At 70.8% G+C, this 23,677-nt stretch carries 18 protein-coding genes and 2 pseudogenes; 16 read left to right on the top strand and 4 right to left on the bottom strand.

Annotated features, from left to right (window positions below; all coding sequences use genetic code 11):
• Positions 1 to 55 precede the first annotated feature (55 nt).
• On the top strand, positions 56 to 1,222 hold the full coding sequence (locus IE066_RS13805) for a COG3904 family protein (RefSeq protein ID WP_189450946.1): 1,167 nt from the start codon (positions 56 to 58) through the stop codon (positions 1,220 to 1,222).
• Positions 1,223 to 1,320: 98 nt separating this feature from the next.
• Here IE066_RS13805 and IE066_RS13800 read toward each other — a convergent pair whose 3' ends face one another.
• The gene (locus IE066_RS13800; protein ID WP_189450945.1) at positions 1,321 to 2,151 is read right to left on the bottom strand and encodes an undecaprenyl-diphosphate phosphatase; all 831 of its coding nucleotides are present in this window, start codon (positions 2,149 to 2,151) and stop codon (positions 1,321 to 1,323) included.
• A gap of 251 nt (positions 2,152 to 2,402) precedes the next feature.
• On the opposite strand from IE066_RS13800, the gene glnA reads away from it, so the two are divergent.
• From glnA to IE066_RS13785, 4 genes and pseudogenes are all read left to right on the top strand, one after another.
• Entirely contained in the window at positions 2,403 to 3,812 is a 1,410-nt protein-coding gene (gene glnA, locus IE066_RS13795) for a type I glutamate--ammonia ligase (RefSeq protein WP_189450943.1), read from the top strand.
• A gap of 116 nt (positions 3,813 to 3,928) precedes the next feature.
• Positions 3,929 to 4,399: a GNAT family N-acetyltransferase gene (locus IE066_RS13790; protein WP_189450941.1), complete on the top strand. Its 471-nt coding sequence runs from the start codon at positions 3,929 to 3,931 to the stop codon at positions 4,397 to 4,399.
• 12 nt (positions 4,400 to 4,411) lie between these two features.
• A pseudogene (locus tag IE066_RS14970) lies at positions 4,412 to 4,618 on the top strand (ammonium transporter); the annotation flags it as partial.
• Between the two features lie 31 nt (positions 4,619 to 4,649).
• A complete protein-coding gene (locus IE066_RS13785) occupies positions 4,650 to 5,711 on the top strand; it encodes an ammonium transporter (protein WP_268244889.1) in 1,062 nt (353 codons plus the stop codon).
• A gap of 3 nt (positions 5,712 to 5,714) precedes the next feature.
• Here the strand turns inward: IE066_RS13785 and IE066_RS13780 are convergent, their stop codons facing one another.
• The gene (locus IE066_RS13780) at positions 5,715 to 8,651 is read right to left on the bottom strand and encodes a sensor domain-containing protein (RefSeq protein WP_189450939.1); all 2,937 of its coding nucleotides are present in this window, start codon (positions 8,649 to 8,651) and stop codon (positions 5,715 to 5,717) included.
• Positions 8,652 to 8,877: 226 nt separating this feature from the next.
• On the opposite strand from IE066_RS13780, the gene IE066_RS13775 reads away from it, so the two are divergent.
• Genes IE066_RS13775 through IE066_RS13765 form a run of 3 tightly spaced genes read left to right on the top strand, consistent with a single transcriptional unit; the run spans position 8,878 to position 16,696 of the window.
• Positions 8,878 to 14,355, top strand: coding sequence for a HAMP domain-containing protein (locus IE066_RS13775; RefSeq protein ID WP_229790828.1), 5,478 nt, complete (start codon positions 8,878 to 8,880; stop codon positions 14,353 to 14,355).
• Positions 14,340 to 16,058, top strand: coding sequence for a response regulator (locus tag IE066_RS13770; protein ID WP_189450937.1), 1,719 nt, complete (start codon positions 14,340 to 14,342; stop codon positions 16,056 to 16,058). Before IE066_RS13775 ends, IE066_RS13770 begins: the two co-directional genes overlap by 16 nt.
• Positions 16,055 to 16,696, top strand: coding sequence for a sensor histidine kinase (locus IE066_RS13765; protein ID WP_189450935.1), 642 nt, complete (start codon positions 16,055 to 16,057; stop codon positions 16,694 to 16,696). Before IE066_RS13770 ends, IE066_RS13765 begins: the two co-directional genes overlap by 4 nt.
• A 15-nt stretch (positions 16,697 to 16,711) precedes the next feature.
• Here the strand turns inward: IE066_RS13765 and IE066_RS13760 are convergent, their stop codons facing one another.
• Positions 16,712 to 16,930, bottom strand: a complete 219-nt coding sequence (locus IE066_RS13760; RefSeq protein WP_189450933.1) for a helix-turn-helix transcriptional regulator — start codon at positions 16,928 to 16,930, stop codon at positions 16,712 to 16,714.
• A 5-nt stretch (positions 16,931 to 16,935) separates the two neighbouring features.
• Positions 16,936 to 17,565 (bottom strand): hypothetical protein, encoded by a 630-nt coding sequence (locus IE066_RS13755; protein WP_189450932.1) that lies wholly within the window; start codon positions 17,563 to 17,565, stop codon positions 16,936 to 16,938.
• A gap of 109 nt (positions 17,566 to 17,674) precedes the next feature.
• Between IE066_RS13755 and IE066_RS13750 the strand changes: the two genes are divergently transcribed.
• The 8 genes and pseudogenes from IE066_RS13750 (at position 17,675) to IE066_RS13715 (ending at position 23,640) form a co-directional block, all read left to right on the top strand.
• Positions 17,675 to 18,706 carry a two-component system sensor histidine kinase NtrB gene (locus IE066_RS13750; protein ID WP_189450930.1) on the top strand — a complete coding sequence of 344 codons (1,032 nt, stop codon included), beginning with the start codon at positions 17,675 to 17,677 and terminating at the stop codon, positions 18,704 to 18,706.
• Positions 18,699 to 20,111: a nitrogen regulation protein NR(I) gene (ntrC, locus tag IE066_RS13745; protein WP_189450927.1), complete on the top strand. Its 1,413-nt coding sequence runs from the start codon at positions 18,699 to 18,701 to the stop codon at positions 20,109 to 20,111. Before IE066_RS13750 ends, ntrC begins: the two co-directional genes overlap by 8 nt.
• A 57-nt stretch (positions 20,112 to 20,168) precedes the next feature.
• On the top strand, positions 20,169 to 20,735 hold the full coding sequence (locus IE066_RS13740; RefSeq protein WP_189450926.1) for a superoxide dismutase family protein: 567 nt from the start codon (positions 20,169 to 20,171) through the stop codon (positions 20,733 to 20,735).
• A gap of 14 nt (positions 20,736 to 20,749) precedes the next feature.
• Positions 20,750 to 21,235, top strand: a complete 486-nt coding sequence (locus tag IE066_RS13735; RefSeq protein ID WP_229790827.1) for a GNAT family N-acetyltransferase — start codon at positions 20,750 to 20,752, stop codon at positions 21,233 to 21,235.
• A gap of 253 nt (positions 21,236 to 21,488) precedes the next feature.
• Complete coding sequence (locus IE066_RS13730) at positions 21,489 to 21,767, top strand: hypothetical protein (RefSeq protein ID WP_189450921.1); 279 nt, start codon at positions 21,489 to 21,491, stop codon at positions 21,765 to 21,767.
• A 98-nt stretch (positions 21,768 to 21,865) separates the two neighbouring features.
• Positions 21,866 to 22,657, top strand: coding sequence for a ZIP family metal transporter (locus tag IE066_RS13725; protein WP_189450919.1), 792 nt, complete (start codon positions 21,866 to 21,868; stop codon positions 22,655 to 22,657).
• 77 nt (positions 22,658 to 22,734) lie between these two features.
• Positions 22,735 to 23,229, top strand: a pseudogene (locus tag IE066_RS13720) (pyridoxamine 5'-phosphate oxidase family protein); the annotation flags it as partial.
• Between the two features lie 183 nt (positions 23,230 to 23,412).
• Complete coding sequence (locus tag IE066_RS13715; protein ID WP_189450915.1) at positions 23,413 to 23,640, top strand: DUF378 domain-containing protein; 228 nt, start codon at positions 23,413 to 23,415, stop codon at positions 23,638 to 23,640.
• Positions 23,641 to 23,677 lie beyond the last annotated feature (37 nt).

The following is a 23,677-nucleotide window of genomic DNA, read 5'->3' as shown; positions in this document are numbered from 1 at the left end:
GGGTTCATCGGCGGGGCGGCAGGATGCGATGACGGTGCGGTGACGGGAGAGCGCGGTGCGGCAGGCGGGACAGGCGATCGGACGGGGCGTGGCGGGCGTGCTCGCGCTGCTGCTGGCGGCCTGCGGGCCGGCACCGACGCCCGTGTCGCGCATGCCGGTCACCCTCGGCGACCAGGCGGTGACCACGCTGCCGATCGGTAACGAGCCGCAGCCGCAGCCGGTCGACGACCTCACCAGCACGCAGTGGCCGCCGGCGCAGGTCGACCGCGGCCGCGCGCAGGTGAGCTGCGAGCGCGACGATGCCGACGATGCGCCGCGCACACTGCAGTCGCTGGAGTTCTACCCGCTGTTCGACGCCATGACCGGGTGCGAGAGCACCGGCCTGGTGCGCCTGCACTACAGCGGCCGCATCGATGGCGGCTTCACCGAACTGATGCGGCGCGTGTCGGCGATGGCCGAGCGCATGGACCTACCCGAGCGCCTGCTCGACATCGACTCGCCGGGTGGCCACGTCGAGGAGGCGATCCGCGCGGGCGACATCCTCGCCGCGTCGAAATGGACCGTGCGCGTGCAGGAGCAGGCCAACTGCCTGAGCGCCTGCGTGCTGGTGCTGGCCGCGGCCGACGACCGCATCGCACGCGGCAACGTCGGCGTGCACCGGCTGATGCGCGACCGCTCCAACGCGACCTCGCGCGCCGAGCTCAACGACGAACTGCGCAACGTCAACCGGATGGTGCGCGACTACTTCGAGCGCCACGGCGTCGCGCTCGCGGTGGCCGACCTGATGATGACGGTGCCCAACCGCCGCCTGCGCTTGCTCACCGCCGACGAGCTCGACGAGTACGGCCTGGTCGGCCGCAACGCCGCACAGGACGACCTCGAGCGCATCGTGATCCGCCGCAAGTGCGGCGAGGACTTCATGCGCCGGCGCGACGCATTCCAGCGCCAGTACGAGGCGCGCTGCGGCATCGAGGACCGTCCGTGGGAGGACGTCACCCGCTGCGGGCTCGAGCTGCGCGAGGCCTACGGATTCCCGGACGCGAAGTGCCCCGACGAGACTCCGCTCGCCGACGCCGAGCGTCGACTGCATCTCGAGGACGCGCGCGTGGCGCGGCTGGCCCAGGAAGCGGCGGCCGAAGCCGCGGCGGCGGAAGCGGAAAAGCTCGAGGGCGATGCGGTCGCGGCGTCGACCCCGCCCGCAACGACGCGCACCGCGCGCTGAGCCGGCGCCGCACCGTTCGGTGCGGTCGCAGATCGTTGCGATTCGAGAGCGTCGCGTCGAACACATCGCGCCTCCGCGCCGACAACCGCCCGCGTGGATCAGCTCCCCGTGGGCACCAGCGCCAGCAGCAGCACGCCCAGCACCAGCCGGTACACCGCGAACGCGGTGAAGCGGTGCGTCTGGATGTAGCGCAGCAGCCACTTCACCGCCGCGAACGCCGTCAGCGCCGAGGCGACGAAGGCGATCGCCAGCGACGTCCAGTCCTCGCCCGCGGCCTCGCCCGAGCGGGCGACGTCCATCAGTTCGTAGGCGGTCGCCGCGAACATGGTCGGGATGCCGACCAGGAACGCGAACTCGGTGGCCGCCGCGCGCGACGTGGTGCCCGCCAGCAGCGCGACGAAGATCGTCGCCGCCGAGCGCGAGGTGCCCGGGAACACGCCGGCCACCACCTGCGCCACGCCGACCAGCAGCGCGACCGTCCAGGTGATGCGCGCGCGTTCGCCGATCGCCGCCGCACGCTTGGCCGCCAGCACTTCGGCCAGCACCATCCAGCCCGCGCCGAGGATCAGCGCCCAGGCGATCGGTGTGACCTCGTCGGGCAGCTCGAAGCCGGCCTTCTTGACGATCACGCCGAGCACCGCGGTCACGCCGAAGGCCGCGCCCAGCTTGAACGCGTAGTCGCGCGCCGGCTGGCCGTGCACGTCGACGTCGCCACGACCGAGGAAGGACATGCCCAACTGCCACAGCCGCTCGCGGTAGATCGCCACCACCGCGAGGATCGCGCCGGCCTGGATGGCGATGTTGAACAGGTCGGAGCGGTGGCCGAGCCAGCGCTCGGCGATCAGCAGGTGCCCCGTGCTGGAGATCGGCAGGAACTCGGTAATGCCCTCGATCACGCCGAGCAGGAGGGCTTGCAGGAAGTCGGGCATCGCGGGCGCCATCGGAGTCGAGCCGCGATGGTACGGATGCACGGCGGCCGCGTCAGCGCATGCGCGCCCGCACCTCGATGGTGCAAGGCGGCACGGGATTGCACCGGGATGAAGCGGCCGCGGTGAGCTGCGCTCCGTCGTTTGCTTACGGATCAATCGCTTGCGGCCGAGAAACGCTTGGCACCGTCCTTGCTGTGAAGAGCCCGTCAGCGCAATCCCGCGCCGCGCCCTTGCCAGCCCTCGGAGCCGCCATGTCCATCGAGAACGTAGAAAAGCTCATCCGCGACAACAAAGTCGAATTCGTCGACCTGCGTTTCACCGACATGCGCGGTGTGCAGCACCACGTGACGTTCCCGGCCTCGATCATCGAGCCCGGCCTGTTCGAGGACGGCAAGATGTTCGACGGCTCGTCGATCGTCGGCTGGCGCGGCATCCAGCAGTCCGACATGGTGCTGCTGCCCGACGCCTCCACCGCCTTCCTCGATCCGTTCACCGCGGACCCGACGCTGGTGCTGATCTGCGACATCCTCGACCCGACCACCATGCAGGGCTACTCGCGCGACCCGCGCGGCATCGCCAAGCGCGCCGAGGCCTTCCTGAAGTCGTCGGGCGTCGCCGACACCGCGTTCTTCGGCCCGGAGCCCGAGTTCTTCATCTTCGACTCGGTGCGCTTCGCCAACGAGATGGGCCACACCTTCTTCCACGTCGATTCCGAAGAAGCGCACTGGAACTCGGCCACCGAATACGCCGGCGGCAACACCGGTTACCGCCCGATGGTGAAGGGCGGCTACTTCCCGGTCGGTCCGCTCGACTCGCTGCACGACCTGCGCGCGGAGATGTGCAAGACGCTGGCCGCCGTCGGCCAGGAAGTCGAAGTGCACCACCATGAAGTCGCGAACGCCGGCCAGTGCGAGATCGGCGTCAAGTTCAACACGCTGGTGAAGAAGGCCGACGAGCTGACGACGATGAAGTACGTCGTCAAGAACGTCGCGCACCGCAACGGCAAGACCGCGACCTTCATGCCGAAGCCGCTGGTGGGCGACAACGGCTCGGGCATGCACGTGCACCAGTCGCTCGCCAAGGGCGGGCAGAACCTGTTCAACGGCGACGGCTACGGCGGCCTGTCGCAGATGGCGCTGTGGTACATCGGCGGCATCTTCAAGCACGCGCGCGCGATCAACGCGTTCGCCAACTCGACGACCAACTCGTACAAGCGCCTGGTGCCGGGCTACGAGGCGCCGGTGATGCTGGCCTACTCGGCGTCGAACCGTTCGGCGAGTTGCCGCATTCCGTACGTGGCCAACCCGAAGGCGCGCCGCATCGAGATCCGTTTCCCCGATCCGATGAACTCCGGCTACCTCACCTTCGCCGCGCTCATGATGGCGGGCCTGGACGGCATCCGTAACCAGATCGACCCGGGTGCGCCGAGCGACAAGGACCTCTACGACCTGCCGCCGGAAGAAGAGAAGAACATCCCGACGGTCTGCCATTCGCTGGACCAGGCGCTGGAAGCGCTCGACAAGGATCGCGACTTCCTCAAGGCCGGCGGCGTGTTCACCGACGACTTCATCGATGCCTACATCGCGCTGAAGATGAAGGAGGTCACCGCGTTCCGCGCGGCGACGCATCCGCTGGAATACCAGATGTACTACACGATCTGAGCGACCGGCGGCCCGGGGCGAAAGCTCCGGGCCGCTTCGCTTGCGGGCATCGTTTCGATGCCTGCGCCGCGATCCGCGACACCTACCGCCACGCTTCCACGACGCCGCAAGACGCCATGGACATCCGCACCGGCCACCTCGACCATCCCGCCGTCGCCGCGCTGCTGGGCGCGCACCTCGCCGAGCTGTCGTCGCTGTCGCCGCCGGAATCGGTGCATGCGCTCGCGCTCGAGCGGCTCAACTCCCCCGACATCACTTTCTGGGTCGCCTGGGATGGCGACGCGCCGATGGGCTGCGTCGCCCTGAAGGCGCTCGACGCCACGCACGGCGAGCTCAAGTCCATGCGCACCGCCCCCGCCTACCTGCGCCGCGGCGTGGCCGCCGCCCTGCTCGACGTCGTACAGGGCGAGGCGCGCCGCCGCGGCTACGCGCGCCTGAGCCTGGAAACCGGCACGGCGCCCGCGTTCGCCGCCGCGCATGCGCTGTACCGCCGCGCCGGTTTCGTTGGTTGCGGGCCGTTCGGCGATTACGTCGGGGATCCACACAGCACGTTCATGACGCTCGCCCTCGATCCCGCCCACGCCTGATCCGGAGCCCGCATGCGCCTCGCCCGCACGATCGCCGCCCTCGCCACCAGCGCGCCGGCGCTCGCGCATGCGGCGGAGGCGACGGTCGACAAGGGCGATGCCGCGTGGCTGATGGTCGCGACGCTGCTGGTGGTGCTGATGATCGTGCCCGGCCTCGCGCTGTTCTACGGCGGGCTGGTGCGTGCGAAGAACGTGCTGTCGATGCTGGTGCAGGTGCTGGCGGTGGCGTCGCTGGTGCTGGTGCTGTGGATTGCGTACGGCTATTCGCTCGCCTTCGACGGGGGGCGGCGCGCTGATCGGCGGCCTCGGCAAGACGATGCTGAGCGGCGTCGGGCCGGATTCGATCGCCCCCACGTTCACCGACGGCGTCGGCGTGCCCGAGCTGCTCTACGTCGCGTTCCAGGGCGCGTTCGCGGCGATCAGCGCCGCGCTGGTGGTGGGCGGCGTCGCCGAGCGCGCGCGGATTTCGGCGCTGCTGGCGTTCGCGGCGCTTTGGTTCACCTTCGCCTACCTGCCGCTCGCGCACATGGTGTGGTCGCCGAACGGCTGGCTGTTCGGTCATGGCGCGCTGGATTTCGCCGGCGGCACGGTGGTGCACATCAACGCCGGCATCGCCGGGCTGGTGGCGGCGCGCAGGCTCGGGCCGCGGCTGGGTTACGGGCGCGAGCGCCTGTCGCCGCATTCGCTGCCGCTCACGCTGGCCGGCGCGGCGCTGCTGTGGGTGGGCTGGTTCGGCTTCAACGCGGGTTCCGCGCTGGAGGCCAACGGCACCGCCGCGCTCGCCTTCCTCAACACCCTGGTGGCCGGCGCGGCGGGTGTGCTGGCCTGGTGCGCGATCGAGGCCGCGCGACGCGGGCATGCGTCGATGCTCGGCGCCGCGTCGGGACTGGTATCGGCGCTGGTGGCGATCACCCCGGCCTGCGGCACCGTCGGCGTCGGCGGTGCGCTGCTGACCGGCGCTGCGGGCGGGCTCGCGGGCTTCTGGGGCGTGGGCGCGCTCAAGCACCGCCTGCGCATCGACGACACGCTCGACGTGTTCGGCATCCACGGCGTCTGCGGCATCGTCGGCGCGCTGCTCACTGCGGTGTTCAGCGCGCCCGTGCTCGGCGGCGCGATGGGCGCCAACTATTCGATGGTGCGGCAGCTGGGCGTGCAGGCGGTCGGCATCGTGGCGACGCTGCTGCTGTCCGGGCTGGTGACCGCGGCCTCGCTGGCGCTGCTGGCGCGCGTAATGCCATTGCGACTGGAGGCCGACGACGAGCGCGAAGGGCTCGACATCGCCACGCACGGCGAGTCGGCCTACGCGCCGTAACCGCTAGGCGGCCGGCGCGGCGACGGCGTCCACGCCCACCAGGCGGTAGCGCGGCGCCGCGCGATCGCGCTTGGCCGCGTACATGGCGGTGTCGGCCGCGCGCAGCAGGTGCTGGCCGTCGCAGCCGCTGCCTTCCTGCAGGGCGACGCCGATGCTGCCGGCCATGGGCAGCCGCAGCGCGCCGATCTCGAACGGTGCGTCCATCGCCGCGGTGATCGACTGCGCGACGCGCGTGGCCACCGCCGCCATGTCGCCTGCACCCTGCAGCAGCACCACGAATTCGTCGCCGGCCAGGCGCGCGACGAAATCGGTGCCGCGCACACAGCGGCGCAGGCGCACGGCGAACTCGCGCAGCACCGCGTCGCCCACCTCGTGGCCGTGCGCGTCGTTGACCTGCTTGAAATCGTCGAGGTCGAGGAACATCACCGCCGCGTCCGGCGCGCCTTCGACGATGCGCTCCTCCATCGCCTGCATCCAGGCCGCGCGGTTCGGCAGGCCGGTGAGTTCGTCGCGCAGCGCGCGCTGCTCCATCACCTGGGCGATGTGCTTGTGCGTGGTGACGTCGTGGGCGGCCACGAAGAAGCCGAAGGCGCCGTCGGCGAGGCTGGTGGCGTCCGGGATCAGCACCACGTGAGAGTGGCGCTCGCTGCCGTCGGGTTGCAGGCGCATGCGGTCCAGCGCGCCGCGCTGGCCGGACTGCGCGCGCTCGATCTGCGGCAAGGCGCGCGCGTAGCCCTCCTCGCCGATCACGTCGCGCACGTGCAGCCCTGCGATGTCGTCCGAGCGGTCGAACCATTCGCAGTAGGCGCTGTTGGCGAAGCGGAAGCGCAGGTCCGGGCCAACGTGGGCGATCATCGCCGGCACGTTGTCGGTGATGGTGCGCAGGCGCGCCTCGCTCTCGCGCAGCTGGCGCTCGGCGGCGACGCGCTCGGAGATGTCGTGCAGGAACGCGGTGAAAAGATGGCGGCCGCCCAGGCGCACCAGGTTCACGGTGACCTCGACCGGGAACTCGTGTCCGTTGCGGTGCCGCGCGGGCAGTTCCAGGCGCTGGTCCAGCACACGGCTGCCGCCACCGGCGAGGTAGCGGGCGGCCATGCTCTCGCCATGCAGCGACTGGAACCGGTCCGGCACGATGAAGGCATTGAGCGGGCGCCCGACCACCTCGGCGCGGCGCCAGCCGAAGATGGCCTCGGCCGAGCGGTTCCATTCGACGACGCAGCCGGCCTCGTCCATCGCGATGAAGGCGTCGTGCGAGTTCTCGAGGATCGCGCGCATGCGCACCTCGCTCTCGCGCAGCGCGCCCTCGGCCTCGCGGCGCTGCTCGACCTCCACCGCCAGCGTGCGGTTCGCGCTTTCCAGCTCGCGCGTGCGCTCGGCGACGCGCTGCTCGAGTTCATCGTGCGCGCGGCGCAGCGCCGTCTCGGCCTGCACCGTCGCGGCGATGTCCTCGACCACCGCGATGAAGTGCAGCGGCTGGCCGTCGTCGTCGCGTCGCAGCGACACGGTCAGCTGGCCCCACAGCAGGCGGCCGTCGCGATGCACGTAGCGCTTGCGCATCTCGTAGCGGTCGATGCGCCCGTCCAGCACCTGCCGCAGCAGGCCGAGTTCGGCGTCGACATCCTCGGCATGGCTGACGGCGCGGATGCCCATCTCGACCAGCCATTCCGCCGGGTGGCCGACGAAGTCGCAGAAGGTCTGGTTGACGCGCAGCAGGCGCCCGTCGACGTCGACGTGCACGATGCCCACCGGCGCCTGCTCGAAGGTGGCGCGGAACAGCGCCTCGCGCTCGGCGGCCTCGGCCTCGGCGTGCACGCGCGCGCTGATGTCCTGCGCGAACGCGAGCAGCGACAGCAGCGCGCCGTCGTCGTCGAACACCGCCGAATGGAACCATTCGCAGTGCACCACCGCGCCGTCGCGGGTGTAGTTGCGGTTGCGCATCACTTGGCTCGGCGCCTCGCCGGTCACCAGCGAAAGCATCGCGGTGGCGACCGCGTCGGCATCGTCCTCGTGGATGAAGCGCCACTGGTCGGGGCGGTCGCCGATCACTTCCTCTTCGGACCAGCCGAACAGCGCCTCGGCGCGCGGCGACCAGCGACGCACGCGCAGGCGCTCGTCGAACTCCACCACCGCGAGCGGGGTGTTGTTGACGTGCACGCCGAGGCGTTGCTCGGCCTCGTCCAGGCGCTGGCGACGGCGCTGCATCTCCGCATCGAAGATCAGCATCGCCTGCTGCTGCTCGGTGACGTCGCGGCTGATCGCGTAGATGCGGCCGTCCTCGCCCAGGCGCGTCTGCCATTCCAGCCAGCGATGGCCGCCGCTGCGCGTGCGGTAGCGGTTGCGGAAGCGCGGCGTGCCTTCGCCGGCGCGAATGCGCGCGACTTCCGCCGCGGTGCGCTCGCGATCGTCCGGATGCACGAAATCGAGGAAGGGCGTCGCGCGCATGTCGGCGGTCGACCAGCCCAGCGCGGCTTCCCATGCGGCGTTGGCGCGCACGATGAAGCCGTCCTGGGTGGCGATCACCAGCGGGTCGGGGCAGAGGTCGTAGAAGGCGTCCCGCTCGGCGCAGGCCTCGCGCTGCGCGGTCACGTCGACCAACGACACCGCGAGATAGGCCGGTGCGCCGTCGGCATCGGGAATCGTCGAGCAGGACAGCCGCAGCCAGCTCTGGCTGCCGTCCAGTCGCGGCAGGCGCAGCTCCTGGGCGAAGGCCTGCAGGCCGTGGTCGACGACCGCGGCGATGCGCCGCATCAGCGCGAGCGCATCCTCCAGCTCGCAGGCGCCGAACAGCGAGCGCCCGACCAGATGCCCGCGCGTGCGCCCGAGCAGGTCGCAGGCGGCGTCGTTGGCCTCCAGCCAGCGGCCGTCCAGGCCGACCAGCGCCAGCCCGCCCGTCGCATGGTGGAAGGCGTCTTCGAACGACCAGGAAACGGGGGCAGGCATGGCGGGAATCCGGACGGCTTAACCGGTTCATGCAAGCCGTATGCCGGCCGCTGCCGTCGAATGCGCTCGCCGTCACTGTTTGCATGCGTTTCGTGGCTGCGACGACGCCTGCGACGAGCCATCTATTCATGCTGCCTGCGCGGCGAAAGATGTGAACGCCGCGTCGACACAGCGCTACCTATCCTCGCGCGACCCGCCCATGGGGATGGGCGAACCGAGACCTCCAGTGACCGAAGCTACCGCGCGGCGTACCCGTAACGCCGCCAAGAATTCCGCGCCCCGTCCACCCGTCTACGACGAGCCGCTGCAGGCCCTGCTGGCGGCGATGTCGGCGGTGGGCGAGGGCGACTTCGACGTGCGCCTGCCCGGCCACTGGGAAGGCATCGAAGGGCGCCTCGCCGAGGCGTTCAACGCGATCGTCGCGCAGAACCGCGAACTCGCCGCCGAGCTCGCCCGCGTGGGCGGGGCCGTGGGCCGCGACGGCCAGACCCGGCAGCGCATCGCCCCGGCCGCGCGGCGCGGCGAATGGGCGCAGATGGAGCGCTCGGTCAACGAGCTGATCGACGACCTCGTGCGCCCGGTCGAGACCATGACCGAGGCGATCGCCGGCGTGTCCAAGGGCGACCTCACGCGGCTGGTCCCGCTGGACGCCGAGGGCCGCCCGCTGCAGGGCGAGTTCCTGCGCTCGGCGACGATCGTCAACCGCATGATCGAGCAGATGGGCGAGTTCTCGTCCGAGGTGACGCGCGTGGCGCTGGAGGTCGGCACCGCGGGCCTGCTCGGCGGCCAGGCGAAGGTCAAGGGCGTGTCGGGCGTCTGGAAGGACCTCACCGATTCGGTCAACCAGATGGCGTCGAACCTCACCGCGCAGGTGCGCAACATCGCCGAGGTGACGATCGCCGTAGCGAACGGCGACCTCTCGCGAAAGATCACCGTCGACGTGCGCGGCGAGATCCTGCAGCTGAAGGAAGCCATCAACACGATGGTGGACCAGCTGCGCGGCTTCGCCTCGGAAGTGACGCGCGTGGCGCGCGAAGTCGGCACCGAAGGCAAGCTCGGCGGCCAGGCGATCGTGCCGGGCGTCGCCGGTACGTGGAAGGACCTCACCGACTCGGTGAACGCGATGGCGTCGAACCTGACCAGTCAGGTGCGAAACATCGCCGAGGTGACCACCGCGGTCGCGAAGGGCGACCTGTCGCGCAAGATCACGGTGGACGTGCGCGGCGAGATCCGCGAACTCAAGGACACCATCAACACGATGGTGGACCAGCTCAACGGCTTCGCCGCGGAAGTCACCCGCGTGGCACGCGAGGTGGGTACCGAAGGCAAGCTCGGCGGCCAGGCCGACGTGCCGGGCGTCGCCGGCACCTGGAAGGACCTCACCGACAACGTCAACCTGATGGCGTCGAACCTGACGCTGCAGGTGCGAAACATCGCCGACGTGACCACCGCGGTGGCGAAGGGTGACCTCAGTCGCAAGATCACCGTGGACGTGCGCGGCGAGATCCTGCAGCTGAAGGAAACCATCAACACGATGGTGGACCAGCTCAACGGCTTCGCCGCGGAAGTCACGCGCGTGGCCCGAGAAGTCGGCACCGAAGGCCGACTGGGCGGCCAGGCGGTCGTGCCGGGCGTCGCCGGTACCTGGGGCGACCTCACCGAGTCGGTGAACGCGATGGCGTCGAACCTGACATCGCAGGTGCGAAACATCGCGGAGGTGACCACGGCGGTGGCGCGAGGCGATCTCTCGCGCAAGATCACGGTGGACGTGCGCGGCGAGATCCGCGAGCTCAAGGACACCATCAACACGATGGTGGATCAGCTCAACGGCTTCGCCGCGGAAGTGACGCGCGTGGCACGAGAAGTCGGCACCGAAGGCCGACTCGGCGGCCAGGCGCAGGTGCCGGGCGTCGCGGGCACGTGGAAGGACCTCACCGACTCCGTGAACTCAATGGCGTCGAACCTCACGGCGCAGGTGCGAAACATCGCGGAAGTCACCACCGCGGTCGCGAAGGGCGACCTCTCGCGCAAGATCGCGGTGGACGTGAAGGGCGAGATTCTCGAGCTCAAGGTCACCATCAACACGATGGTGGACCAGCTCAACGGCTTCGCCGCGGAAGTTACGCGCGTGGCCCGCGAAGTCGGCACCGAGGGCAAGCTGGGTGGCCAGGCGCAGGTGCCGGGCGTCGCGGGTACGTGGAAGGACCTCACGGACAACGTCAACTCGATGGCGTCCAACCTCACCACGCAGGTGCGAAACATCGCCGAAGTGGCGACCGCGGTGGCGCGAGGCGACCTCTCGAAGAAGATCGAGGTCGATGCGAAGGGCGAGATCCTGCAGCTGAAGAACACCCTCAACGTGATGGTGGACCAGCTCAACGGCTTCGCCGCCGAAGTGACGCGCGTGGCGCGCGAGGTCGGTACCGAGGGCAAGCTCGGCGGCCAGGCGAACGTGCCGGGCGTGGCGGGCACGTGGAAGGACCTCACCGACAACGTGAATTGGATGGCGGCCAACCTCACCACGCAGGTGCGCGGCATCGCCAAGGTGGTGACCGCGGTCGCGAACGGCGACCTGCGCCAGAAGCTGACGGTGGAGGCGAAGGGTGAAATCGCCGAGCTCGCCGACACCATCAACTCGATGACCGACACGCTCGCGATCTTCGCCGACCAGGTGTCGACCGTGGCGCGCGAGGTCGGCATCGAGGGCCGCCTCGGCGGACAGGCCAACGTGCCGGGCACCGCCGGCGTGTGGAAGGACCTCACCGCGAACGTCAATCAGCTCGCCGACAACCTCACCACGCAGGTGCGCGCGATCGCGGAAGTCGCCACTGCGGTGACGCAGAACGACCTGACGCGAACCGTCACCGTCGACGCGAGCGGCGAGGTCGCGGACCTGCGCGACAACATCAACGTGATGATCTCCACGCTGCGCGCGACCACCGAGTCGAACCGCGAGCAGGACTGGCTGAAGACCAACCTCGCCGCGTTCCACGCGATGATGCAGGGCCAGCGCGACATCGAGACGCTCGGCCGCCAGCTGCTCGGCGAGCTCGCGCCGCTGATGGATGCGCAGCAGGGCCTGATCTACATCGTCGAGAGCGACGAGGGCGGCGCCGGCCGCGAGCGCCTGCGCCAGCTCGCCGGCTATGCCGACGCGCCGATGGCGGCGGTCAACCATTCGCTGGAGGTGGGCGACGGCCTGATCGGCCAGTGCGCCGCCGAAGGCCGCATGATCCTGCTGCGCGACCTGCCGGCCGACCTCGTGCAGATCCGCTCCGGCCTGCTCAGCGTGTCGCCGCGCAACGTGATCGTGCTGCCGGTGCTGTTCGAGGACCAGGTCAAGGCCGTGATCGAGCTCGCGTCGGTGCACGACTTCAACGACGTGCACCTGACCTTCCTCGAGCAGCTGTCGCGCTCGATCGGCATCACGCTCAACACGATCGAGGCGGGCATGCGCACCGAGCGCCTGCTGCAGCAGTCGCAGCAGCTTGCCGCCGAGCTGCAGGCGCAGCAGACCGAACTGCAGCAGACCAACGAGGAGATCGCGCTCAAGGCCGCGCTGCTGGCCGAGCAGAAGGCCGAGGTCGAGACCAAGAACAACCAGATCGAACAGGCGCGCCGCGAACTGGAAGCCAAGGCCGCCGAGCTCGCGCTCACCTCGCGCTACAAGTCCGAGTTCCTCGCCAACATGTCGCACGAGCTGCGCACGCCGCTCAACTCGATCCTGATTCTCGGCCAGCAGCTCGCGGAGAACCCGGACAGCAACCTCTCGCCGCGCCAGGTGGAGTTCGCCAAGACCATCCACGCGGCGGGCACGGATCTTCTGCACCTGATCTCCGACATCCTCGATCTTTCGAAGATCGAGTCGGGCACGGTCACCATCGAGACCGAGGACATCTCGTTCGGCCACCTGCGCGAGAACATGGAGCGCGGCTTCCGCCACGAGGCAGAGCGCCGCGCGCTGGACTTCTCGGTCGACTTCTCGGCGGAGCTGGGCCGTTCGCTCACCACGGACCCCAAGCGCCTGCAGCAGATCCTCAAGAACCTGCTGTCGAACGCGATGAAGTTCACCGAGGAGGGCAGCGTGCGCCTCGCGGCGCGGCCCGCGCACGGCGGCTGGTCGACCGGCCACCCGGTGCTCGACACCGCGCCGATGGTGGTGGCCTTCGAGGTCACCGACACCGGCATCGGCATCTCCGCCGACAAGCAGCGCATCGTGTTCGAGGCCTTCCAGCAGGCCGACGCCGGCACCTCGCGCAAGTACGGCGGCACCGGCCTGGGCCTCGCGATCTCGCGCGAGATCGCCGGCCTGCTCGGCGGCGAGCTCACGCTGTCCAGCCAGCCGGGCAAGGGCTCGACGTTCACCCTGTACCTGCCGCTGCGCTACGTGCAGCCCGAGGCCGAGAACGGTGCCACGCGCACGCCCGCGCGCCTGTCGCCGATCCGTCCGCCTGCGCAGGAGACCGAGGCCGACGCGGCCAGCGTCGCGCCGCAGGCGGTGGAGGACGATCGCGACCACCTCGAGCCCGACTGGCCGACGCTGCTGATCGTCGAGGACGACGCGCGCTACGCGGCGGTGATGCGCGACCTCGCGCGCTCGCGCGGCTTCAACGTGCTGGTCACGCACCGCGGGGCCGACGTGCTGCGCATGGCGCGCGAATACCGTCCGAACGCGATCAGCCTCGACATCTTCCTGCCCGACATGCTTGGCTGGACGGTGCTCGCGCGGCTCAAGCAGGACGCCTCCACGCGCCACATCCCGGTGCAGATCGTCACCGTCGAGGAGGATCGGCACCACTCGCTGGAGCGCGGCGCGTTCGGCTACGTCGCCAAGCCGTCGAGCCCCGACGACATCGGCGCCGCGCTCGACCGCATGCGCGACTACGCGCGTCCGCGCGTCAAGAAGATGCTGGTGGTGGAAGACGACCCGGCCGAGCGCATGTCGATCGAGACGCTGCTGGGCCATGACGACGTCGCCATCGAGGGCGCCGGCACCGGCGAGGAAGCGCTCGCGAAGTTGCGCGAGGGCGGCTACGAGTGCGTGGTGCTCGACCTGCGCCTGCCCGACATGACCGGCTTCGACCTGCTCGACCGCCTGCAGGACGAACCCGCGCTGCGCGAAATTCCCGTGGTGGTGTTTACCGGCAAGGAGCTCACCCCCGTCGAGGACGCGCGCCTCAAGCGCGCCGCGCGCAGCGTGGTGATCAAGGGCGTCGAGTCGCCGGAGCGCCTGCTCGACGAGACCGCGCTGCTGCTGCACCGCGTGATCGAGCAGCTGCCCGAGCACAAGCAGAAGATGGTCCGCCGCATCACCGAGTCCGACGAGGTGCTGCAGGGCAAGCGCGTGCTGGTCGTCGACGACGACATGCGCAACATCTTCGCGCTGTCGATCGTGCTCGAGCGCCACGGCATGGAGGTGCTGACCGCCGGCAACGGACGCGAGGCGGTGCAGAAGGTCACCGCCGACCGCGAGATCGACATCGTGCTGATGGACATCATGATGCCGGGCATGGACGGCTACGACACCATGCGCGCGATCCGTGCCGATCCCGAGGCGCGCACGATCCCGATCGTCGCGCTCACCGCGAAGGCGATGAAGGGCGACCGCGAGAAGTGCTTGGAGGCCGGCGCGTCCGACTACCTCGCCAAACCGGTCGTCACCGACCAGCTGCTCGGAGTGCTGCGCCAGTGGCTGCATCGTTGAGCCTGCCGCCGACCACCGCCGACGCGCAGGCGCCGGCGACGATCCTGCTGGTCGACGACCAGCCGGGGCGGCTGTTGTCGTACCGCGCGATCCTCGAGCCGCTGGGCGAGAACCTGATCGAGGCCCGCTCGGGTGTCGAGGCGCTCAAGCTGCTCATGGAGCACGAGTGCGCGCTGATCCTGCTCGACGTCAACATGCCCGGCATGGACGGCTTCGAGACCGCGAGCCTGATCCACCAGCATCCGCGCTACGAAAAGACGCCGATCATCTTCGTCACTGCGGTCAATGTCTCCGACCTCGACCGCCTGCGCGGCTACAAGCTCGGCGCGGTCGACTACGTCATGGTGCCGGTGATCCCGGAGATCATGCGCAGCAAGGTCAGCGTGCTGGTCGAGCTGTACCGCAAGCGGCGCGAGCTGCAGAGCGCGAACGAGCGCCTCGCGCAGGCCAACGAGGACCTGCGCCTGGAGAAGGCGCGCGAGCTGGAGGTGCTCAACGAGTCGCTGCGCGCGGCGAACGTGGTGCTGGCCCAGCGCAACATCGAGCTGCAGGCGCAGATCGCCGAGCGCGAGCGTGCGCAGCAGCGACTGCTCGAGCATGACCGCCGCAAGGACCAGTTCCTGGCCACGCTCGCGCACGAGCTGCGCAATCCGCTCGCCTCGCTGGCCAATGCGGTCAACGTGATGAAGCTTGGCGGCGGCAATGCGTCCGCGCTGCACGAGGTGATGGACCGCCAGCTGGAGCTGCTGGTGCGGCTGATCGACGACCTGCTCGACGTCGCCCGCATCAGCCAGGACAAGCTGGTGCTGCGCCGCACGCCGACGCCCCTGGACGCCGTGCTGCGCTCGGCCGTGGAGAGCGTCGAGCCGCTGCTGCGCAGCACCGGCCACCGGCTCGAGCTGGATGCGGTGCCCGGCGACGTGCTGCTCGAGGCCGATCCAGCGCGCCTGTCGCAGGTGTTCGCCAACCTCATCAGCAACGCGGCGAAGTATTCCGACCCGGCCCAGCCGATCCGCATCGAAACCGAGCGCGACGGCGAGGAGGTGCAGGTGCACGTCTGCGACCAGGGCATCGGCCTCACGCCCGAGCAGGCCGAGGGGATCTTCGAGCCGTTCGCGCAGGTCGACACCTCGATCGAGCGTGCACGCGGCGGCCTCGGCATCGGCCTCACACTGGTCAAGCGGCTCGTGGCGATGCACGAGGGCGCGGTCGTCGCCACCAGCGAAGGCCTCGGCAAGGGCTGCCGCTTCACGGTGCGCCTGCCGCTCTGCCGCGAGGCGGTGGTCGAGTCCGAGCCCGCGCCGCCGATCCCGGCCGCGCTGCCGCGCCGCGTGCTGGTGATCGACGACAACTGCGACTCCGCCGACACCCTGGCGATGATGCTGGAGATGCTCGGCCACCAGGCCCAGCGCATCTACGACCCGCACGCTGCCGAGCAGGCGGTGGGGGATTTCGCGCCCGACGTCGTCTTCCTCGACATCGGCATGCCCGGCATGAGCGGCTACGACGTCGCGCGGCGACTACGCGCGTCGGCGCACGGTGCGACCATGACGCTGGTCGCGGTCACCGGTTGGGGCCAGCCCGAGGACCGGCGCCGCACCGCGGAGGCCGGCTTCGACCACCACCTGGTCAAACCCCCGGAGATCGACTCCATCTGCCGTATTTTGGGCGCGCTGCCGCCTTGCGAGGCGAAGGTTCAATGAGTGAGCGTCCCCTGTTCGAACGCCTGGTGCACGATCTGAAGGGGCCGCTCTCGCCCCTGCAGACCGCCGCCTACCTGCTGCGCCGCCCCGAGCTGCCGGAGGAACGCCGCGTCGAACTGGCGGAGACCATCGAGCGCCAGTCGCGCCGCATGGCCGGCATGATCGAGGAACTCGGCGACTGGGTGCGCGCGCAGGAAGGCCGGCTGGTGAACCGCCTGCGCCCGGTCGAGGTGCAGATGCTGCTGGACCTCGCGGTCGGCAGCGTGGCCGGCTGCGCGACACAGGCCGACGTGACGCCGGAACTCGACGGCGCGCACCTGGAAGGCGACGAGGGCCGCCTGGTGCAGGCGCTGTCGAGCCTGCTCGGTTTCGCCCAGTGGCGCTCGAGCCAGCCGCCGGGCCTGCACGCCTGGCGCGAGGGCACGCGGCTGCTGATCGAGGTCGCCGACAACGGCGATCCGCCGGACGATGCCGCCGCGCTGCTGGCCAATCCGCTCGCCGAGCCCTACGACCTCGGCCTCGGCCTGCGCCTGGTGGTGGCCGAGGCGATCGTGCGTGCCCACGGCGGCACCATCGACGCGCATGCGCTCGCACCGGGGCTGGCCTTCCGCATCGCGTTGCCGCTGTCCTCGGCCTGAGCGACACGCCGGCGATCACTCCGCCGCCGCCGGCGGCGTCCAGCGGAACACCTGCTCCAATGGCGCCGACAGCGCGTCGGCGATTCGGAACGCGAGTTCCAGCGACGGCGCATAGCGCCCCGCCTCCAGTGCGATGATCGTCTGCCGCGTCACGCCGCAGGCCTGCGCCAGCGCTTCCTGCGTCATCCCGCCACGCTCCTGGCGCAGGCGGCGGATCTCGGTGGTGATCGGCATGCGGCTCAGCGCCGGTCGGCCATGTAGCGCAGGGCGCTCGCCGCGTACTCGAACAGGCTGCCGACCATCACCAGCAGGATCAGCTGGTTGGCGATCATCGGCGGCGTCGCCCACGTGAGCCGGTCGGCCGGCGAGAAGCCGAGCGTCACTGCCAGCACCACGATGCCGGCGACGGTCGCACCGCGACCCCAGGCCGCCGCCTGTCGCGCGACCTCCGCATCGCGCTCGTCGCGCTGCACCCGGTGCTTCCAGCGCGCATCGAGCATCGACGACAGCACCGTCCATGCGACGAGCAGCGTCACCAGCCGGGTGGTCACCGCGCGTACGGCCGGGTCATGCAGCAGGTCCGCGCCCTGGAACACGCGCAGTTTCGACACGAAGTACGCCACCGCGACCGCCGTGAACACCGTGCCGATCCAGGCCCGCCATTCACCCGGGGAGACGGCGTTCTCGACCGCCGACAGATCGGCGCGGCCGAGCGCGAACAGCGCGCCCCACGCGGTCAGCACCAGCACGGCCGTACCGGCGGCGCCGGTATCGAGACCGAGCCAGCGACCGTCGTGGAGCAGCAGCGCGGCGGCGATGCCACCGCCAGCGACCAGGAGCGGAACGAGCAGACGCGCGGTAGAGGCCACGGCGGAACTCCGAACGGATGTAATGTTGACCTTACATTCCGACCGGCGGATGTCAACTGCACATTACATTTCGGCCGACAGGCGGCGTGGCCTGCACTACCATGGTGCAATGATGCAGACCGCGCCCGACCTCGACCAGCTGACCACGCCGCTCGCGTGGACCACGGCCGATGCCCGCATCGCCGGCTGCAACATCGCGTTCGCACGCTGGCTGGGCGTCGGCCAGCGTCGCCTGCTGGGCCTGCCATTGGGCGCGCTGGCGCCGGAGGCCGGCCTCGACCCGGCGCTCGCCCGCGATGCCGAGGCCACCGACGCGCCGCTGCGGCTGCGTCGGCTGGGCCTGCGTTTCGCCGACGGCGCCGAGCGCTTCTGCGACGCCTGGCTGAGCCGCCGCGAGGACGGCTGGCTGCTGGAGGCGCATCCGGTCGACGAATTCCCCGACGACGACCCGGCGCGCCTGCCGTCGGCGCTCAGCGCCGCGCTGCGCGGGTTGGCGCACGAGCTGCGCAACCCGCTGGCGGGGCTCAAGGGCGCCGCGCAGCTGCTCGGCCGGCGGCTCGATCCGAACGATGCCGATGGCCATGCGCTCACCGCGCTGATCGATGCCGAAACCGCGCGCCTGGCCGCGCTGCTCGACCGCCTGCTCAGCCCCGCGCCGCCGCGTCCGCATGCGCCGCTCAACGTGCACGGCGTGCTCGAGCGCGTGCTGCGCCTGGCGGAAGCCGACGCCGGCTGGGCGGTGCGGCTGGTGCGCGACTACGACCCGAGCCTGCCCGACGTCGAGGGTGATGCCGATCGCCTCGTGCAGGGCGTGTGGAACCTCGTGCGCAACGCGATCGAGGCCGGTGCCTCGCAGGTCACGCTGCGCACCCGGGTCGAGCACGGCGTGCGCATCGGCGAGGACGTGCATCCGCTGGCGCTTCGTCTCGAGATCGCCGACGACGGCCGCGGCGTGCCGCCCGAACTCGCCGAGCGCCTGTTCCTGCCACTGGTGAGCGGGCGCGCCGAAGGCACGGGCCTGGGCCTCGCGCTCGCGCAGCAGGTCGCGCGCGAGCACCGCGGCGCGCTCAGCTATCGCTCGCGCCCCGGGCATACCGTGTTCACCGTGCTGTTGCCGCTGCCGGGGCCCGCCGATGCCTGAGCCGTCGATCTGGATCGTCGACGACGAGGCGGCGATCCGCTTCGTGCTGGCCACCGCGCTCCGCGACGCGGGCTGGCGCGTCGACGCCTTCGCCGATGCGACGAGCGCGCTCGCCGCGTTCGACGCAGCGGCGAATCCGCCGGACCTGCTGTTCACCGACGTGCGCATGCCCGGCGACGACGGCCTGGTGCTGCTCGACCGGCTCAAGCAGCGCCGCCCCGAGCTGCCGGTCGTGGTGATGAGCGCCTATACCGACATCGCCAGCACCGCGGGCGCGTTCCGCGCCGGCGCGCACGAATTCCTGTCCAAGCCGTTCGACCTCGACGATGCCGTCGCGCTCGCCGCGCGCGTGCTCGGCCCCTCGATGCCGCCTGCATCGACGCCGGACGAACTGCCTGTCACCGGCGAGGCGCTGCTCGGCCATGCGCCTGCGATGCGCGAGCTGTTCCGCGCGATCGGTCGGCTCGCGCAGGCGCCGCTGTCGGTGTTGGTCACCGGCGAGACCGGCACCGGCAAGGAACTGGTCGCGCGCGCGCTGCATCGCGAATCGCCGCGCGCGCACCGGCCTTTCGTCGCGCTCAATACCGCGGCGATCCCGGCGGAACTGCTGGAGTCGGAACTGTTCGGCCACGAAGCGGGCGCGTTCACCGGTGCGCAGCGCCGCCATGTCGGGCGCTTCGAGCAGGCCGATGGCGGCACGCTGTTCCTCGACGAGATCGGCGACATGCCCGCCGCGTTGCAGACGCGCCTTCTGCGCGTGCTGCAGCAGGGCGAGTTCTTCCGCGTCGGCGGGCGCGAGCTGGTGCGCGTGGACGTGCGCGTCGTCGCCGCCACGCACCAGGACCTCGAAGCGCGCGTCGCCAGCGGCCAGTTCCGCGCCGACCTGCTGCATCGCCTCGATGTGGTGCGCCTGCGCCTGCCGCCGCTGCGCGAGCGTCGCGAGGACATTCCGCTGCTCGCCGCGCATTTCCTCGCGCAGGCCGCCACGCGCCTGGGTGCGCGCGCCAAGCGTTTCGATCGCGACGCGCTCGACCGCCTCGCCGCGCACGACTGGCCGGGCAACGTGCGCGAGCTGGAGAACGTGTGCTGGCGCCTGGCCGCACTCGCGCCGGGCGAACGCATCGCGCGCGCCGACGTCGATGCCGCGCTCGGCACGGTCGAGCCCACGCGTGTCGTGGACTGGGAGCAGGCACTCGCCGACTGGGCGCGTGCCGCGCTCGAACGCGGCGACGCGCAGTTGCACGACACCGCGCGCGAGCGCCTCGACCGCGTGCTGCTCGACGTCGCGCTCGAGCGCACCGGCGGGCGGCGCGGCGAGGCCGCGGCGCTGCTCGGCCTCGGCCGCAACACGCTCACCCGCAAGCTCGGCCCCGGGCGCGTGCGCCGGCCGCGCGACGCGAACTAGCATTCACCGCGCGCGAATGCGCGCACCGCAGACTGTCCGACTCGAAAGGAGACCGCCATGAAGCCCGTCCTCGCCGCACTGCCCCTGCTGCTGCTCGCCGCCTGCAGCACCACGTCCTCGTCGCCGGCCCCGACCGGCGACGCCCCGGCCGCCGCCGCAACGCCGGAGGTCGATTCGGCCACGGTCGCGCTCGCGTCGGCCTCGGGTTCGCTGGTCAGCGGCAAGCTGTCGGCCATGGCGATGGACGGCGGCGTGCACTTCGTCGGCGACATCGGCGGCCTCGCGCCGGGCAGCACGCACGGCATCCACGTGCACGAGAAGGGCGACTGCAGCGCGGCCGACGCCAGCAGCGCGGGCGGCCACTTCAATCCCGACGCGCGCCCGCACGGCAATCCGCAGGGCGGCAGCCACCATGCCGGCGACATGCCGAACATCACCGCGGACGGCAACGGCGTCGCACGCGTGAACGTGCACGTCGACGGCATGACGCTGGGCGGCGCCGCCGGCACCAACGTGATCGGGCGCGCGGTGGTGATGCATGCGCAGGCCGACGACTACGCCTCGCAGCCGGCCGGCAATTCCGGCGCGCGCATCGCCTGCGGCGTGATCCGCGCGGGCGGCTGACGATGCCGGGCCACGTGCGTGTCCGCGAGGCGTATGCCGCCGACGCCGAACTGCTCGCGCAGTGGGCGCGCACGATGGCCGATGAAACCGAGGGCCTGCAACTCGATGCCGGCACCGTGCTCGCCGGCGTCGAGCAGGGCATCGCCGATCCTTCGAAAGCGCGCTACTTCGTCGCCGTGCGCGAGGTGCCGCTGGCCGGCGACGAGGTGATCGCCGAGCCGGTCGGCATGCTGATGCTCACGTCGGAATGGAGCGACTGGCGCTGCGGCCACTGGTGGTGGATCCAGAGCGTCTACGTGACGCCCGCGCATCGCCGCGGCGGCGTGTTCCGCGCGCTGTACGCGCATGTCTACGCGCTCGCCGCGGCGCGTGCCGACGTGGTCGGCCTGCGGCTCTACGTCGAACGCGGCAATGCGGCGGCGAAGGCCGCCTACGCCTCGCTCGGCATGCACGACGCCGGCTACGACATCCTCGAAGCGGCGACCCGCGACGCGCACTGAGCGCGCTCGCTCCGGCCGCCTCCGCGCAGGCGGCCGTGTCGAAAGTCCAGCTACGGTCGCTTGCGCACGCACGGGCTGCGAACTGCGTCACGCGACACCGCCGGTCAGCGACCCGTTCATGTGAAAGCCGCGTGAGGCGCTTACGCTTCGCATCCGACCGGCGTGCGCGCTGATGCGCGGTCGCGCCGCGGATTCCCAACGTATCCCTTGCCTCGCCGCGCGCCGCGCGCGGTGTTCGATCAGGAGTTGTCGCATGCAGTTCATGGGCGCCACGCTGCGCAAGATCACGCTCAAGGACGGGCTTACCGCGCTGCTGTTCAGCCTCGCGCTGACCGGTGGCCTCGCGCTCGCGTTCAAGTCCAGTGGCCGCGACATGTGGGAAGCCACCGACGCGCTGGTGCCGGTGTTCATCGGCGGCCTCGCGCAGGCCGCGGGCATCAATCCGGCGCGCAGCCCGCTGCTGCTCGCGCTCGTCGCCATCGGCGCGGGCGTGGCGATGTTCCTGAGCAAGCTGCTGCTCGGCACGCTGTAAGCCGCGCACGCGCTGCATGACGACGGCCGCCTCCGGGCGGCCGTTTGCGTTGGCGCGCGCTCACATGGTGTCGCGAACCGTTGCGGCACCGTCGCCGCATGGCAGCGTCCGTGGTCCACCAGGCCGTCGACAGCGCGTTCCTCGGCGGCCTCGTCGCCGCGGCCGCGACCGCGCTCGGCGCGCTTGCAGGCGTCGTCGGACGCGACCTGCCGGCGCGCGCCAAGGACGCGATGCTCGGCTTCGGCGGCGGCGTGATGCTCGCCGCCGTCTCGTTCTCGCTGGTGATCCCGGGCATCGCCGCCGCGCGCGCTGCACAGGCGGGCCCGTGGATGGCGGGACTCACCGTCGGCGGGGCGCTGGTCGCCGGCGCGGCCTTCGTGATGTGGCTCAACGCGATCGTGCCGCACGAGCACTTCGTCAAGGGCGTGGAAGGCATGTCGCCCGAGCGCGTGCGTCGCGCCTGGCTGTTCGTGTTCGCGATCTGCCTGCACAACCTGCCCGAAGGCTTCGCGATCGGCGTGGGCTACGCGGGCGGCGAATCGGGCGGGCAGGCGCTGACCACCGGCATCGCGATCCAGGACATTCCCGAAGGCCTGGTGGTCACGCTGTCGCTGATCGCCGCCGGCTACAGGCGACGCCACGCTGTGCTCGCAGGCGTGGGCTCCGGCATTCCCGAGCCGCTCGGCGCGCTCGCAGCGGCCGGTCTGGTGACGTCGCTGCCATACCTGTTGCCGGTCGGGCTGGGCTTCGCCGCGGGCGCGATGCTGTTCGTCATCAGCCACGAACTCATCCCCGAATCGCATCGCAGCGGGCACGAGAGTTTCGCGACGACCGGGCTGATCATCGGCTTCGTCACCATGATGCTGCTGGACACGGCGCTGGCCGGCTGACGCGACGACGCGGTGAATTCACCGCTCCTTGTCGGCAGCGGCCGCAGCGTGGGCGCGCTATTCAACGAGGACGCCCCATGGCCCGCCGCGCCACCAGTGCAGAACGTCTCGCCGAACTGATCGAAGGCATCGACATCGCGATGCTCACCACCGTCGGCCCCGAGGGCTGGCTGGTGAGCCGCCCGCTGTCCACGCAGCAGGCGAGCTTCGATGGCGAGCGCCTGTGGTTCTTCACCGAGGCCGACAGCCCGAAGGTCGGCGAGATCACGCGCCGTCGCAAGGTCAACGTGGCCTATGCGTCGAAGGACGCGAACGTGTACGTGTCGATCGCCGGGCAAGCGCGGCTCAACCGCGACCGCGCGAAGATCCGCGAACTCTGGAGCGACGGATATAAGGCGTTCTTCCCGAAGGGCGTCGACGATCCCAACCTTCTGCTGCTCGAGATCCACGTGCGCAGCGCCGAGTACTGGACCGGCCCGCGCACCGGCGTGGGCAAGCTGCTCGCCTTCGTCGCCGCGCGGGTGACGAAGAAGGAAGAACTGATGGGCGAGAACCGCATCCTCGACCTGCAGGACGGCAAGCGCCGCGCGCTGCGCCCGCCGTCGGACAAGGCCGTGCGCGGTCGCTCGAAGACCGCAGCGAAGAAGGCCGCTGCCGGCGTGCTCACGCGCTCGCGCGCGGCGTCCAAGCGCACCTCCCGCACCGTGCATTGACGCGTCCGCGTCGCCAACCGTTTTCCCCACCGAGATAATGCGATGAAAGCCCTGAACCTGATCACCCTCGCGCTCGTCATCATCGGCGGCATCAACTGGGGCCTTGTCGGCGCGTTCCAGTTCGACCTCGTCGCCGCGCTCTTCGGCGGCCAGGATGCACCGCTCTCGCGCCTGGTCTACATCCTGGTCGGCCTGTCGGCGCTGTGGCAGCTGATCCCGCTGTTCCGCGGCGGCCACATCGGCGAGACGCGCGCGCAGGCGGGACGCTGAGAAAAAGCCCGGCCGCGACGCATCGCGGCCGGGCTTG

Source organism: Cognatilysobacter xinjiangensis (assembly GCF_014651995.1).
Lineage (GTDB): Bacteria > Pseudomonadota > Gammaproteobacteria > Xanthomonadales > Xanthomonadaceae > Cognatilysobacter > Cognatilysobacter xinjiangensis.
The sequence above is the reverse complement of the archived record's forward strand: the minus strand, read 5'-3'. Positions and strand labels throughout refer to the sequence as shown.

Excerpts from the sequence above, each read along its gene's own strand:
- IE066_RS13800 (WP_189450945.1), bottom strand. The coding sequence starts at position 2,151 with ATGCCCGACTTCCTGCAAGCCCTCCTGCTCGGCGTGATCGAGGGCATT.
- glnA (WP_189450943.1), top strand. The coding sequence starts at position 2,403 with ATGTCCATCGAGAACGTAGAAAAGCTCATCCGCGACAACAAAGTCGAA.
- IE066_RS13790 (WP_189450941.1), top strand. The coding sequence starts at position 3,929 with ATGGACATCCGCACCGGCCACCTCGACCATCCCGCCGTCGCCGCGCTG.
- IE066_RS13780 (WP_189450939.1), bottom strand. The coding sequence starts at position 8,651 with ATGCCTGCCCCCGTTTCCTGGTCGTTCGAAGACGCCTTCCACCATGCG.
- IE066_RS13765 (WP_189450935.1), top strand. The coding sequence starts at position 16,055 with ATGAGTGAGCGTCCCCTGTTCGAACGCCTGGTGCACGATCTGAAGGGG.
- IE066_RS13760 (WP_189450933.1), bottom strand. The coding sequence starts at position 16,930 with ATGCCGATCACCACCGAGATCCGCCGCCTGCGCCAGGAGCGTGGCGGG.
- IE066_RS13750 (WP_189450930.1), top strand. The coding sequence starts at position 17,675 with ATGATGCAGACCGCGCCCGACCTCGACCAGCTGACCACGCCGCTCGCG.
- ntrC (WP_189450927.1), top strand. The coding sequence starts at position 18,699 with ATGCCTGAGCCGTCGATCTGGATCGTCGACGACGAGGCGGCGATCCGC.
- IE066_RS13740 (WP_189450926.1), top strand. The coding sequence starts at position 20,169 with ATGAAGCCCGTCCTCGCCGCACTGCCCCTGCTGCTGCTCGCCGCCTGC.
- IE066_RS13730 (WP_189450921.1), top strand. The coding sequence starts at position 21,489 with ATGCAGTTCATGGGCGCCACGCTGCGCAAGATCACGCTCAAGGACGGG.
- IE066_RS13725 (WP_189450919.1), top strand. The coding sequence starts at position 21,866 with ATGGCAGCGTCCGTGGTCCACCAGGCCGTCGACAGCGCGTTCCTCGGC.
- IE066_RS13715 (WP_189450915.1), top strand. The coding sequence starts at position 23,413 with ATGAAAGCCCTGAACCTGATCACCCTCGCGCTCGTCATCATCGGCGGC.